The 12,324-nt window shown below is 27.1% G+C and carries 17 protein-coding genes and 1 tRNA gene; 10 read left to right on the top strand and 8 right to left on the bottom strand.

The window, feature by feature from the left end:
* Window positions 1–5: 5 nt before the first annotated feature.
* A tRNA-Met gene (locus AC1B00_RS02105) sits at window positions 6–82 on the bottom strand.
* A gap of 177 nt (window positions 83–259) precedes the next feature.
* On the opposite strand from AC1B00_RS02105, the gene AC1B00_RS02100 reads away from it, so the two are divergent.
* The gene (locus AC1B00_RS02100) at window positions 260–574 is read left to right on the top strand and encodes an HU family DNA-binding protein (RefSeq protein WP_239817947.1); all 315 of its coding nucleotides are present in this window, start codon (window positions 260–262) and stop codon (window positions 572–574) included.
* A gap of 16 nt (window positions 575–590) precedes the next feature.
* Here AC1B00_RS02100 and AC1B00_RS02095 read toward each other — a convergent pair whose 3' ends face one another.
* The 3 genes from AC1B00_RS02095 to msrP are packed head-to-tail and all read right to left on the bottom strand — an operon-like array spanning window position 591 to window position 2,603.
* On the bottom strand, window positions 591–1,271 hold the full coding sequence (locus AC1B00_RS02095) for an MqnA/MqnD/SBP family protein (protein WP_336611367.1): 681 nt from the start codon (window positions 1,269–1,271) through the stop codon (window positions 591–593).
* Window positions 1,252–1,737 (bottom strand): cytochrome b family protein, encoded by a 486-nt coding sequence (locus tag AC1B00_RS02090; RefSeq protein ID WP_488847878.1) that lies wholly within the window; start codon window positions 1,735–1,737, stop codon window positions 1,252–1,254. Before AC1B00_RS02090 ends, AC1B00_RS02095 begins: the two co-directional genes overlap by 20 nt.
* Window positions 1,737–2,603, bottom strand: a complete 867-nt coding sequence (msrP, locus tag AC1B00_RS02085) for a protein-methionine-sulfoxide reductase catalytic subunit MsrP (RefSeq protein ID WP_488847877.1) — start codon at window positions 2,601–2,603, stop codon at window positions 1,737–1,739. The genes AC1B00_RS02090 and msrP overlap by 1 nt, the downstream gene beginning before the upstream one ends.
* 100 nt (window positions 2,604–2,703) lie before the next feature.
* Here msrP and AC1B00_RS02080 point away from each other — a divergent pair, with 100 nt between their 5' ends.
* The 4 genes from AC1B00_RS02080 to AC1B00_RS02065 all read left to right on the top strand — a co-directional run bounded on the left by AC1B00_RS02080 (window position 2,704) and on the right by AC1B00_RS02065 (window position 5,891).
* Window positions 2,704–3,621 carry a branched-chain amino acid transaminase gene (locus tag AC1B00_RS02080; protein ID WP_239817943.1) on the top strand — a complete coding sequence of 306 codons (918 nt, stop codon included), beginning with the start codon at window positions 2,704–2,706 and terminating at the stop codon, window positions 3,619–3,621.
* 165 nt (window positions 3,622–3,786) lie between these two features.
* Window positions 3,787–4,848 (top strand): SPFH domain-containing protein, encoded by a 1,062-nt coding sequence (locus AC1B00_RS02075; RefSeq protein WP_336611370.1) that lies wholly within the window; start codon window positions 3,787–3,789, stop codon window positions 4,846–4,848.
* Window positions 4,848–5,363 carry a DUF2393 family protein gene (locus AC1B00_RS02070; protein ID WP_488847876.1) on the top strand — a complete coding sequence of 172 codons (516 nt, stop codon included), beginning with the start codon at window positions 4,848–4,850 and terminating at the stop codon, window positions 5,361–5,363. The genes AC1B00_RS02075 and AC1B00_RS02070 overlap by 1 nt, the downstream gene beginning before the upstream one ends.
* A 9-nt stretch (window positions 5,364–5,372) precedes the next feature.
* A complete protein-coding gene (locus AC1B00_RS02065) occupies window positions 5,373–5,891 on the top strand; it encodes a DUF2393 family protein (RefSeq protein ID WP_488847875.1) in 519 nt (172 codons plus the stop codon).
* Window positions 5,892–5,945: 54 nt separating this feature from the next.
* Here AC1B00_RS02065 and AC1B00_RS02060 read toward each other — a convergent pair whose 3' ends face one another.
* The 4 genes from AC1B00_RS02060 to truD form a co-directional block, all read right to left on the bottom strand.
* Window positions 5,946–6,614 (bottom strand): hypothetical protein, encoded by a 669-nt coding sequence (locus AC1B00_RS02060; protein ID WP_488847874.1) that lies wholly within the window; start codon window positions 6,612–6,614, stop codon window positions 5,946–5,948.
* A gap of 33 nt (window positions 6,615–6,647) precedes the next feature.
* Window positions 6,648–7,412, bottom strand: coding sequence for a PH domain-containing protein (locus AC1B00_RS02055; RefSeq protein ID WP_488847873.1), 765 nt, complete (start codon window positions 7,410–7,412; stop codon window positions 6,648–6,650).
* Window positions 7,413–7,634: 222 nt separating this feature from the next.
* Window positions 7,635–8,621, bottom strand: coding sequence for a UDP-glucose 4-epimerase GalE (gene galE, locus AC1B00_RS02050; RefSeq protein ID WP_488847872.1), 987 nt, complete (start codon window positions 8,619–8,621; stop codon window positions 7,635–7,637).
* Window positions 8,618–9,703, bottom strand: a complete 1,086-nt coding sequence (truD, locus tag AC1B00_RS02045) for a tRNA pseudouridine(13) synthase TruD (RefSeq protein ID WP_488847871.1) — start codon at window positions 9,701–9,703, stop codon at window positions 8,618–8,620. The genes galE and truD overlap by 4 nt, the downstream gene beginning before the upstream one ends.
* 62 nt (window positions 9,704–9,765) lie before the next feature.
* Here truD and AC1B00_RS02040 point away from each other — a divergent pair, with 62 nt between their 5' ends.
* The 5 genes from AC1B00_RS02040 (at window position 9,766) to AC1B00_RS02020 (ending at window position 12,296) form a co-directional block, all read left to right on the top strand.
* Window positions 9,766–10,392 (top strand): DUF5644 domain-containing protein, encoded by a 627-nt coding sequence (locus tag AC1B00_RS02040; RefSeq protein ID WP_488847870.1) that lies wholly within the window; start codon window positions 9,766–9,768, stop codon window positions 10,390–10,392.
* Window positions 10,389–11,024, top strand: a complete 636-nt coding sequence (locus AC1B00_RS02035; protein WP_488847869.1) for an HdrB C-terminal domain-containing protein — start codon at window positions 10,389–10,391, stop codon at window positions 11,022–11,024. Before AC1B00_RS02040 ends, AC1B00_RS02035 begins: the two co-directional genes overlap by 4 nt.
* A complete protein-coding gene (locus AC1B00_RS02030; RefSeq protein ID WP_239817934.1) occupies window positions 11,021–11,347 on the top strand; it encodes a hypothetical protein in 327 nt (108 codons plus the stop codon). Before AC1B00_RS02035 ends, AC1B00_RS02030 begins: the two co-directional genes overlap by 4 nt.
* A complete protein-coding gene (locus AC1B00_RS02025; RefSeq protein WP_336611376.1) occupies window positions 11,337–11,891 on the top strand; it encodes an RsmD family RNA methyltransferase in 555 nt (184 codons plus the stop codon). Before AC1B00_RS02030 ends, AC1B00_RS02025 begins: the two co-directional genes overlap by 11 nt.
* 96 nt (window positions 11,892–11,987) lie before the next feature.
* Window positions 11,988–12,296, top strand: a complete 309-nt coding sequence (locus tag AC1B00_RS02020) for a F0F1 ATP synthase subunit C (RefSeq protein WP_239817932.1) — start codon at window positions 11,988–11,990, stop codon at window positions 12,294–12,296.
* Window positions 12,297–12,324 lie beyond the last annotated feature (28 nt).

Below are 12,324 nucleotides of genomic sequence, written 5' to 3'. Positions count from 1 at the left end.
TAAAATGGTGCTTAGGGGGAGACTCGAACTCCCGACCTCCGGCTTATGAGACCAGCGCTCTAGCCAGCTGAGCTACCTAAGCACTTTTAAAAGTAAAACGCAAATTATATATTTCTTAGCTTAAAAGAATATAAAGAAAAATATTTTTTTATAAATTATCCAAAAAACTACTTTTTCATACAATTTTTTGCCATTTTTTAGCTAATTATTGATTTTTTATTGTAGAATAGGGCTTTTATTCAATATTAAGGAGTTTTAGATGACTAAAGCGGATTTTATTTCAATTGTTGCTGGTAAAGCAGGTTTTTCTAAAAAAGATGCTACAACAGCTGTAAATGCTTTCATTGAAGCATTAACAGAGTCATTAGAAAAAGGTGAATCAGTTCCATTCAACGGATTTGGAACATTCTCAACAGCTGACAGAGCAGAAAGAACTGCAAGAGTTCCAAGCACAGGTAAAGAAATTAAAGTTCCTGCAACTAAAGTTGTTAAATTTAAAGTTAGCAGCGTGTTAAAAGACAAAGTTGCTGCAACAGCTTGCAAAACAAGTAAGTGCGGAAAGAAAAAGAAATAATTATTAGTGGCTTTAATTAGCCACTATATTTTGTCTTTCTAATATAAATTCTTAAAGCTTTTAATTCTTTTTTACCTATTTTATAATATATGTAATTTAAATAGTTTTTTATATCTTCTTTACTTATTTGTCTAGTGTTAGAAAAATGCTCTAAAATGTAATTAGGTATTTTAATTCTTTGATTAGGAGTTAAATTATGCTTTATGAAATCATTAAATATTTTTTTTGCTTGATTATGATTTTTAACACTTGAAAATCTTGCAAACATAAATGGTAGTTTGGTTAAGTCATACCATTTTTCACACATATCAATATAGTTTTCAGGCGTTTTTACATATTCTTTTAATGCTTTATCTCCGATAATCACCCTACCCTTTAAATCAAGCACCTTTGCTAAAGCATTCGAAGTTGCTGATTCTTTATCATTTTCTTGAGTTGAGTTTTTTTCTACTAAGACACTTAAAACTTTTTTATTAGCACAAATACCAACATTTAAATTCTTATATTTACTTTTTTTACTTTCAATGCTTGAAATTATTGCACAATCTATTCTTTTTTCATTTAAAGCCTTGTTAAGTTTAGCAGGAACATTTTTTTTATACTCAATGCTTTTTTTAACATAACTTGGCAATTTAGAGCTTTTTAAATAAAAATGTAAAGGCAATAAATTAATATAATCAATTTTTCCGAATATCACTTTTACTCCTAAATAACAATAAAAATGCAATAAATATAACCAAATAATGCAAAGTTTCAGGAATTTTGACACTCAAAGAATAGTGAAACGCAAGTAATAAAAACACAAAATTAGAATAATTTAAATATTTTTTAAAAAACATTAAAACCATAAAAACAAATGCTATAAAACCTAAAAGATTTCTTATTGCTAATATGTTGTATAGCAAATCTTTTAATACAAATTGATTATCTAAAATAATGAAATTTAAAAAATGCAAAATTGCATAAAAGCCAGATAATTTGCCAAAAAATTTAACAAAAATGATAAATCTATTTGGCAAAATAATACTTAAAAATAAAAATATTAAAGCAAGTTGTCCGCTTGCTTTATATATATCTTTTACAAAATCATAACCTAATAAAATAGATGCTGCAAAATATCCAAAAGATAATAAAACTAAAAGAACTTTAATTGCAAATATCATTAAAAATTCTTTCTTAAATCTAAATCTTTATATAAATACCCAACTTCTTCTTCATAACCATTAAACATTTGCGTATCTTCTTTAAAAAAGCTACCTAAAACTCTATGTGATGCTTGAGACCATCTTGGATGTGCAACATTTGGATTTACATTTGCATAAAATCCGTATTCTTTAGGATTGTATTTCTCCCATGAGCTAATAGGCTGTTCTTTTGTAAATTCAATTTTTGCTATTGATTTAATATATTTAAATCCATATTTCCAAGGAATAACTAAACGAATAGGAGCACCATTTTGAGCTTTTAATTTTTCTTTATAAAGACCAGTTGCAAGCAAGGTTAATGGATGCATTGCTTCATCAAGCCTTAGGCCTTCTACATAAGGATAATCTAGCACTCCATTAAATCTTTGATCAGGAAATATATCAGGATCATACAAGCTTGTAAATTTTACATATTTTGCTTCTTTTGTAGGTTTTGCAAGATTAATTAATTCTCTTAATTCAAAGCCTTGCCAAGGTAAATTCATACTCCAAGCTTCTACGCAGCGTAATTTATAAACCCTTTCAATAATTTTAAAAGCTGATAAATCAGTTAAGGTCATTGGATTTTCACATAAACCACTAATCTCTATTGAAATTGCTTTTTCATTTAATTTAGACTTATTTGCTAGTTTTACGCATTCGCTTTTATTAGTGCTAAATTCATAAAAATTAACATAATTATAAGCATATTCACTATCACTAGGAACTAAATCAAGATTTGTTTTACTTAATTCTTCAGCTATTGCACTACTTGAAACTAAAGTTCCTGCACCTAATTTTAAGAAATTTCTTCTATTTAAATAAAAATTTTTATTAGTTACCATTTTTTCTCCTTATTAATTTTTATTCTATGTGAAAAAAATAAATACTTATTATGAAAATTCTGTTAAACTTCCCAAAAAATATTAATTTAAAGGATATGTCATGGCAATTAAAGCTGATTACATTTGGATGGATGGACAAATTATTGATTTTGCTGATGCAAAAGTTCACTTTTTAACTCATTCTTTACACTATGCAAATGCTGTTTTTGAAGGAACTAGAGCTTATAAGACTGAAAATGGTATGGCTATTTTTAGATTACAAGATCACACAAAAAGATTATTAGAAAGTGCAAAAATAACAGCTATTACACCTCCGTTTTCTCAAAAAGAATTAGAAGACGCTCAAATTGAATTATTAAGAAGAAATAAATTTAATTCAAATACTTATATTCGCCCTTTAATCTTCTTAGGTGATGGAATTATGGGAATTTATCATGCAAAAGCTCCTGTTAGAGTTGGAATTGCTGCTTGGGAATGGGGTGCTTATTTAGGTGAAGAAGGATTAGAAAAAGGAATTAAAGTATGTTGCTCATCTTTAATGAGAAATAGCACAAAAGCAAACTTTAATAAAGCAAAAGCAAGTGCAAACTATCTAAACTCAATGATGGCTAAATATGAAGCTATTAATTCAGGTTTTGAAGAAGCTTTAATGTGTGATGAAGAAGGATTTATTGCAGAAGGTACAGGCGAGTGCTTTTTCATGGTTAAAAATGGCGTATTAATTACACCTCCAAATGATTATGCTCTAAAATCAATCACTCAAGATTCAGTATTAAAAATCGCTAAAGATTTAGGAATTAGCGTTGAAAGAAGAAGAATTAGTAGAGATGAAATTTATGTTTGCGATGAAGCATTCTTTACAGGAACTGCAGCAGAAATCACACCTATTAATTCGCTTGATCACAGAATCATAGGAAATGGCTCTCGTGGTGCAATGACTAAAAAAATCCAAGATGCGTTCTTTGATATAGTATATGGAAGAAATGAAAAATACGCTTCTTGGCTAACTTATATTTAATTTTTAGAGCGTTAAATCGCTCTAAAATTATAAGAATTTGAAATAGGAATTTAAACTACATAATCTTTAGCAAATTATCAACAAATCTATGCTTTTATAAAGTCTTTTCTAATTATAAACTTATACAATGTAAAATGCCTTTTTAATCAAAAATAAGGAGTATAAATGCCAGCAGATTTGAATGATTATTTCAATAAAAATAAAAAAAATGAAAATAAAAAATCAGATTTTAATATTGATTTTAATTTTAAAGGCTTTGGTAAATTTAATGGCGTAATTATTGCTGCTATTGTAATATTTTTAATTGTCGCTATTTCAAAACCATTCGTTGTAATTAACTCAGGTCAAGTAGGTATTAGATCAACTACTGGTAAGTATGATCCTATCGCACTACAACCAGGTTTTCACTTCATAATTCCATATTTTCAAAAAGTATTAATAATTGATACTAAAGTAAGACAAATAAATTATGCAAGCTATGAAGGTGCAAACGAAAGAACTTATGGTAAAGAAAGTATTATTAATAAAGAATCAATAAAAGTAACCGATGCAAGAAACTTGCCTGTATCAGTTGATATTACCGTTCAATATCGCCTTGATGCAAGTAATGCACCACAAACCATTGCTCAATGGGGACTTGATTGGGAAAATAAAATAATTGACCCTGTTATTTTAGAAGTTGTAAGAAGTGTTGTAGGTAAATATACAGCTGAAGAACTAGCAGTTAAGCGTAATGAAATAGCAACTGCAATTGAACTTGAATCAAGAAAAAGTGTAGACGCACAAGCAAATAAACCTGTATTACTTGAAAGCGTTAAGCTTCGTGGGATTATTTTGCCAACTAATGTAAAAGAGCAAATTGAAAAAGTTCAAATCGCAAAACAAGAAGCAGAAAGAACAAAATACGAAGTTGAGCGTGCAAATCAAGAAGCGCTTAAAAAAGCAGCTTTAGCAGAAGGTATAGCAAAAGCAGCAATCATTGAAGCACAAGGTAAAGCAGACGCTCAAAAAATAGAAGCAGACGCTCAAGCTTATGCAAACAGAGAAATAGCAAAAAGTATAAGCAAAGAATTATTAGAATTAAAGCAGATTGAAACTCAAAGACAATTTAACGAAGCTTTAAAGGTTAATAATGATGCTAAGATTTTCTTAACACCTGGCGGTGCAGTTCCTAATATTTGGCTTGATAATGCAAGCACCAAAAGAACTACAAGCTATAATAATTAATGCAAAAAATATTAGATTCGATAAGCTTTTATTTAGCTAATTTTTACGCCCAAGATTTAATACTTCTTGGGCTTTGCTTTTTGTTTTTTATAATTATTTTAATACTTGCTATATTTTTAAGAAGATTTCCGGTTTTTTCATTATTTTTAATAATTTTTGGAATTATAGGTGAATTTGTTTTGTTTTTTATGGGTGAAAATTATATAAATATGACCTATCGCCCTGCTGAACTTGAGTTTATTAAAAACGAAAAATTATTATTTAGCGATAATATTTTTCTTGATTTTAAACTACACAATAAATCTCAAAAAGATTTTAAAATATGCAAAATCAAATTTAGCATAAAAAAGCCTAGCAAAAATAATTTTGTCTTAATTAAAAACACTCTTAAGCCTATTAAAACAATAGAAATCGTTCTTAAAGATATACCAGCTAATTCTTATGAAAAATCATTTTTAATAATACCAAGTAATGTGAAAAAATATACAATAAGCACATTTATAACTTGCTTTTAAAGGAGTAATATGTATTTATCAAGCTTTCATATTTTTACAATTTTTGCGGGATTTGTGATATATATTTTCGCTCAATATTTGCTATATTATTTTTTTAAAGAAAAAATAAAATTATATACATTTTCATTCACGCTTTTTGTGTTTATGATGATTTTAACCTATTCTGTTTTACTTACTCTTGATGGTGTACTTAAAAAAAGTGAGTTAAGAAATGTTGATGATTATAAATCGCAAAATAATGTAATAATTCAAGGTCAAATTTATAATAACGGCAAAGTGCCTTTAAAAACTTGTAATTTAAATGTTAGAATCATGAATCTTAATGTTAAAAAAGTTGATGGAAGCATATTTGATACAAGCAAACATACAAGTATTTTTAAACTTAAAAAATTACAAAATTCTTATTCTTATGATTTTGAAATAGATGGAATAATTAGTGAAAATACTGCAAAAACATTTAGAGTAAATGTCCCTTATCCAAAGCATTTTACAGATTATAAACTAAGATACAATCTAAATTGCAAATAATAATTCCTATTTCAAATTCCTTTATCTAAGAACTACGAAATAGGATTAAATAAATTAAAATGTATATGTAAAATCACCTTTATTTGTAAATATTGTAATTTCTAAAACTTCAGAACATTTGCTTATAGAAAATTTTGCAGTTTTACCAAATTTCATAGGTAACTTATAATCATAATAGTAGTTTCCTTGAGCTTGTTCCTTAGCTTTTTTACAAGATTTAATATAATTTTGATTTCCTTTTTCTAATACATCAAACCAAGTATTATAAAAATATTTACAATCCCCACTTAACTCCAGCCATTTTATTAATGCCTTACAATCACCCGGATAAGAACCAAACACAAAATCAGGGTAAACATCTAATACATTTTTATAACATATTTTAGCCGGAATATTTCCTGATATAACATTATTACCAATATATGAGCCATAATTCCTATCTTGAACCTCACATGCACCACGATTTGCTGTAATTTTTGTAATTTCTATATCATCTTTAGCTGTTAGAATTAAATATCTTGTTGTTTCGTATTGTTTAGTCAAAAAATTTTCTTCAGTCTTATCTTGAATGCTAACCTTAAATATATCTTGATTAATTTTATTCACTTCAATAGTCTTATTATTTATTTCATTATTAGCATTATTTTCTTTTGCTTTATCATTAGAGCAAGCACTAATAAATAGTGCCATAGTATAAAACAAACAATTATTTTTTTCATTCAATATCCTTCTAAATCAATTTACATATAATTATTTTTAATATTCATCTAACGCATCATCGTATATTTTTTGCTCATCATCAGTTATACCACTTTGAGCTTTTAGGATTTCATCACGCAATGCAGTAGGATTTGACATAAACGGCAAGCAAAAACCACCTATTCCATAACCATGAAAGGCTAAAGCACCACATCCAAAAATACTTCCGGTAACACTTTGTTTTACATCAATAGTTGCAATTCTTTTAAGATCTGCAATGGTTGAATCTTGAAAAATAATACCAGTTTTTATTAGCATTCTTTTGTTTGTTATTATTATTAAAGATGATTTTGCTTTGCATAACCAATACAACATAGATAAAATAACAATTAATGTTGCACAAAACATACCTAATAATAAGTGAGTTTGAGATAAAGTTATGTTTTTAAATGCAATAAATGTTAAGGTTATAGCAAAACCCGTAAGCATACTGCTTCCCAATACTCTAGTTATTATGTCAAATTGACGATTGCAACGGCTTATATATTTAAATGCTTGTATCCATAAAGGAATTAAGAAAATATTTAATTCAATACATAATAAAAGTTTTATTAATTCTAAGCCTATATCTGTTTTAATACCATAAAAACCATAAACTATCCACATTGCAAAAACCAAAAATAATAAACATAAGCGTATAAACCAAGACAACCAAGCACTACTGACCTCTTTATATTTTCTAGAATAAACATAACAATCAAAAAAAGCTTTAAAACTTCCACGCTTTTTATAGATGATGTTTTCGTTAGGTAAAATTTTCATTGAAACTCCTTAAATAAAATTAAGGCGATATAATACCCCCCCCCATTCTTAAATAAGGCTTAAATTGGTAGTAAATAAAGATTTTTATTCTTATTTTATTTTTTTTAAATAGAAATTTGGTTTTTAAAGTCTAGAATATCACTAAAATTTAGTTTGTTTTATATTTAAAATCCTAATTCAAATTCCAAAGATTTTGCAAGGAATTTGAAATAGGAATTTGGTTTAGATTTTAAGCTCCCATTCGTAAGCACTTTTGCAGATTAATTCTAAATCATCGTTGTGATATTGCCAATTTGTAAGGCTTTTTATTTTTTCATTTGATGCAACTAACGAACTTGGATCTCCTGTGCGCCTACTAGCCATCTCAACTACAAAATCATTACCACTAACACGCTTCATAATATCAATTACTTCTTTAACACTTGTTCCTTTTGAATATCCTACATTAAAAGCCTCGCTTTGCTTTTTATCTTCTAAAAATTTTAAAGCTTCAATATGAGCTAGTGCTAAATCATCTACATGTATATAATCTCTTACGCAAGTTCCATCAAGAGTATTGTAATCATCTCCATATAAATACATTTTCTCACGCTTATTTGCAGCGCATTCAGCTGCGATTTTTATAAGCAAAGTTGATTTGCTAAATTGTCCTAAAGGAGCAATTAAACTTGCACCTGCAACATTAAAATATCTAAGTGCTATATAATTAAAATCTTTTTTACCATTAGCTAAATCATTTAAAATATATTCACCCATTAATTTCGTAAGCCCATAAGGATTTATAGGAGATTTTTCATAGTCTTCTTTGATTAAATCACTTGTCTTTGGCTCTCCATAAGTTGCTGCAGAACTTGAAAATATGAAATTATTCATATTGTATTTTTCACAAATTTTTAATAAATTAATCATATTAGCGACATTATTTTCATGGTATTTTAATGGATTTTGAGTGCTCTCAAATACGCTTGTATTGGCTGCAAAATGCACTACGCATTTAATATCATGAGTTTTAAAAATCTCTTCAAGCAATTTTGTATCTCCGAAATTTCCTTCATAGAATTTAAAATCACTAAACTCATTTAATACCTCTAAAGCCCTTGAATTTCCTGTGCTTATATCATCAAGACCTATAACTTTGTAATTATTTTTTAAAAAATGATAGCTAGTAATTGAACCAATATAACCAGCTGCACCTGTAATTAAAATCATTCTTCATTCCTTTCTAAGTGTATTATTTCATCTAGCACTACTGTTGCGTATGAGCCTTTTTGAAGGCTAAACTCAAGGCTAAGTTGTGCTAATTCTTCGTTATAATTTAGCTTTTCATTACTTGTGTAAGTCCATAAATATCTTCTAGAGCCATTTTGAGTTTTTAATAAATCAAAATAATCTTTATAAATATTATTTTCAATTTCTCCCAAAAATCCTTCATTTAATTTAGGTTTAGCACCCAAGATTATTCCTGAAGGGCTAATATCCCTTGCCAAAAATCTTTTTAAACCTTCTTCCAAATTCTCATTAAATACCTTACCATAAGGATAATGCTCGTATATTTCATTATCAAATAATTTAAAAAATTGTTTTTGTTTTTTTAGATTATCTACTAAGGTTTTATCTTTATAAAGTGCTAATAATTCTTGTTTTGAAAAATCATTGCTAAATCTTGAAATCTCAATTCTTTTTGATAAATATGTATTAAATAATTCGCTTTGAAATGCAGAAATTAAAAAATTATTTAGCTTATTATTTTTAAAACTTAATTCGTTTTTTAAGATTTCTAAACCTGTTTTTGCATTATCATTATTTTTGCCAAATCTTTGATAGCCAAAATAATTTGGAAAGCCATTTTCTTTAATATTATTAAAAACTTGCTCTATTTTTAAAGCATCAATTTTATTAACTTTTTTTAATCTTATAAAAAATGAATTGCCTTTTAAATGCCCTATTTTTAGCTTATTATTGTGTAAAAACGTATCAATAATTTTGCATTTTTCATGAGAAAAATTTGCTAATTCTTTTTCATATTTTTTTGGCATTGAAATATATTGAAAAGTTAATCCTTGCTTATCTTTAAGCCCTGCATAACCAAAATCTCTTGCTTTTACGCCAGTTGCTGCACTTAAATCTTTTAGTAGTTCATTTGTGCTTAAATCTTTTTTTTGTATATGCAAAATCAAATGTTCTCCAGAACCACTAAATTCATATAATGGTATTTCACGAACTACGAAATCATTTGAATTTTTAGAAAAATAAACATCAATTTTTGAATGAGTGTTTGCTCTTAAATACATATTAAATCCTTTTAATAATTTATAACATTTTTTTGATATAAATTAGTAAAAAAGGAAGTGTTATGAAAAGTTTTATTTTAAGAGTATTTAGATTTGACGCAACAAGAGATTATGAGTTTTATTACAAACCTTACGAAATTGATTTAAGAAATTGTAATGAAGATTTTACGCTTTACAATGTATTAGAATTAGTAAAAGAGCAAGATAGATATTTTAATATGCCTTGTGCTAGTGAGTTTGTAAGAATTGATAATAAGGTTTTATCGTTAGATACAAAGATTTTTGAATTATTAAAAGTTTTTGGAAATGATTTTTGCCTAAGTGCAATTGATTTAAAAAGAGCTAAGCTTGATTTAATGTGCGATAATAACGACTTTTTAAAAGTATTTGAAAAATTCAAAAATATTTGTAATGAGAGTGATTTTGAGCTTTATAAATCTTATAAATTTTTATATTACGCAAGTGATGTTCGTGAATATAATGAAAATTATTTAGGAGATAGTGCTTTTGTTTTTGCAGCAAAACTTCTTGAAAAATATCCTAATAAAAGAAAAGAAATTTTAGATATTGTTTTTGATGAAGAAGGCGGAATTGATTATGCTGTAAATTTAAAGCCGTTTTTATACAAAGACTACGAAATTTACGAAGAAATTAAAAATAGCTTAAAGCATCAAAAGGAGATTAGATGATAACTTTAATTAATGATGATTTTAATTTTTCAAATCTACTTCAAGGTGATTTTAGAAAAACTTATATGAAATCTTTATATACAAAACAAGAATACAAACCAAGCGAATATAAAAAAGAATTTGATGCTTGTATGGGCGAAACAAACTTAATTTGTGATGTTAGCTTACTTGATTATGCTAAGAAAAATTATAAAAACACAGCTTGTGTAATTCAAGATTTACAGAATATAGAAATCAAAAACGATTTTAATGGTTTTAATGTTGCTGTTTATCGTGGTTTTACTATTGATTTGTTTTTACATTTTCTATCAAAAACTAAGGCAAAATTAGTTAATTTTGAAACTCAAGAATTTGAAAACGGAATTAGATACTTAGAATTAGACGAAGAATTAGCATATAAAAAAGCAGCAAAAATTGTTTTAGATGCTTATGATAGTGGGGCTGATTTTTTAGTTGTAGCTGATGGTTCAAGCTTTAAAATGTTTGATACTTTAAGCAATGAATTACAAAGAGTTTCAAATAGAGATTTTAGTGATTTTTATATTTTGCACGCTGCTGAGTTTATTTCATTAGCACATGGGATTATTCCAGCAAGTTTAAAAAATCATAAATTAAAGGTTAGCTTAGTATGAAAATATCTATTGCGTGTAAAGATGTTTTGTTAGAGCGAACTTTGATTTTATTTTTAAAAGAACATTTAGTAAATAAAAAAGATTGCGATTTTTTAATAACTGACGAAAAACTTATGCACGCAAAAAAACCTCAATTTATAATAGGTTTTAAAAATGCTCATTTAAAGCTTCCTTTTAGTAAAGAGCAATTAATTGAAGCTTTATATGAGTTTTCAAGCACAATTAATCAAGATGATAATAAGGTTTTAAGTTTTGAAGAAAAACTTGATAATTTACTTAATAAATTCAAATACGATTTAATCCAATTAATGTATGAAAAATAATGTTTTAAGAGTTCAAAGCGGCTTTTTAAAAGGAAAAGCCTTAGAAAATCCATCAAAAGAAACAACAAGAGCTACAAAAAGTATTGTAAAATCTTGTGTTTTTAATGTTTTAAGAGATGAATTAAGAGAATATATTTTTATAGAAGCCTTTGGTGGAAGTGCTAGTATGGCAATAGAAGCGATTAGCAATTATGCTAAAAAAGCCTATGCAGTAGAAATTGATAAAGCTGCTTTTAAAAGTGCATTAAAAAATACAAAAGATTTAAATATAGAAGTATTTAACGATGATACTTTTAAGCTTTTACCAACAATCATTAAAAACTTAAAAAATGAAAAAACTATTCTTTATCTTGACCCGCCATTTGATATAAGAGATGGTTTTAGCGATGTTTATCTTAAAATCCAAGAACTTTTTGAAAACTCAGGGTGTGATATAGTAATAATTGAGCATTCTAGCAAAGTAGAATTTAAATCAGGAAATTACACTTTATTTAAAAGTAAAAAATTCGGCAACACTACACTTAGTTTTTTTGCTAGGTCTTAATTTATTTACTTTAGCTTAATAGAATATAAGCCATAATTTTTCTAGTAGGGGATACGCAATCCGAAAGGAAAATTAAATATATTTTAGGGGACTTTTATGAAAAAGTTTTTATTTTTATTATTTGCTTTAACTGGCTTTACTTATGCTAGTGAAGTAGGTGCTGAAGGGCTTATTAAAGCTTATTCTGTTCTAGTTGCTGGTATAGGACTTGGTATAGCAGCATTCGGTGGTGCTATTGGTATGGGAAATGTTGCTGCATCAACAATTGCAGGAATCGCAAGAAACCCAAGCCTAGGTGGTAAATTAACTTCAACAATGTTCGTTGCAATCGCATTAATTGAAGCACAAGTTATCTATGTATTAGTTATAGGATTATTATTACTATACGGTAATCCATTTTTATAATAGTTAGGCTACTTAAAGGTAGCCTTTT

The organism is Campylobacter sp. DY7, assembly GCF_057802535.1.
This window is presented reverse-complemented; position numbering and strand designations above follow the sequence as displayed.

Bases quoted from the DNA above. Each gene is read 5' to 3' on its own strand.
- AC1B00_RS02100 (WP_239817947.1), top strand. From the start codon at position 260: ATGACTAAAGCGGATTTTATTTCAATTGTTGCTGGTAAAGCAGGTTTT.
- AC1B00_RS02090 (WP_488847878.1), bottom strand. From the start codon at position 1,737: ATGATATTTGCAATTAAAGTTCTTTTAGTTTTATTATCTTTTGGATAT.
- msrP (WP_488847877.1), bottom strand. From the start codon at position 2,603: ATGGTAACTAATAAAAATTTTTATTTAAATAGAAGAAATTTCTTAAAA.
- AC1B00_RS02080 (WP_239817943.1), top strand. From the start codon at position 2,704: ATGGCAATTAAAGCTGATTACATTTGGATGGATGGACAAATTATTGAT.
- AC1B00_RS02075 (WP_336611370.1), top strand. From the start codon at position 3,787: ATGCCAGCAGATTTGAATGATTATTTCAATAAAAATAAAAAAAATGAA.
- AC1B00_RS02070 (WP_488847876.1), top strand. From the start codon at position 4,848: ATGCAAAAAATATTAGATTCGATAAGCTTTTATTTAGCTAATTTTTAC.
- AC1B00_RS02065 (WP_488847875.1), top strand. From the start codon at position 5,373: ATGTATTTATCAAGCTTTCATATTTTTACAATTTTTGCGGGATTTGTG.
- AC1B00_RS02055 (WP_488847873.1), bottom strand. From the start codon at position 7,412: ATGAAAATTTTACCTAACGAAAACATCATCTATAAAAAGCGTGGAAGT.
- galE (WP_488847872.1), bottom strand. From the start codon at position 8,621: ATGATTTTAATTACAGGTGCAGCTGGTTATATTGGTTCAATTACTAGC.
- truD (WP_488847871.1), bottom strand. From the start codon at position 9,703: ATGTATTTAAGAGCAAACACTCATTCAAAAATTGATGTTTATTTTTCT.
- AC1B00_RS02040 (WP_488847870.1), top strand. From the start codon at position 9,766: ATGAAAAGTTTTATTTTAAGAGTATTTAGATTTGACGCAACAAGAGAT.
- AC1B00_RS02035 (WP_488847869.1), top strand. From the start codon at position 10,389: ATGATAACTTTAATTAATGATGATTTTAATTTTTCAAATCTACTTCAA.
- AC1B00_RS02030 (WP_239817934.1), top strand. From the start codon at position 11,021: ATGAAAATATCTATTGCGTGTAAAGATGTTTTGTTAGAGCGAACTTTG.
- AC1B00_RS02025 (WP_336611376.1), top strand. From the start codon at position 11,337: ATGAAAAATAATGTTTTAAGAGTTCAAAGCGGCTTTTTAAAAGGAAAA.
- AC1B00_RS02020 (WP_239817932.1), top strand. From the start codon at position 11,988: ATGAAAAAGTTTTTATTTTTATTATTTGCTTTAACTGGCTTTACTTAT.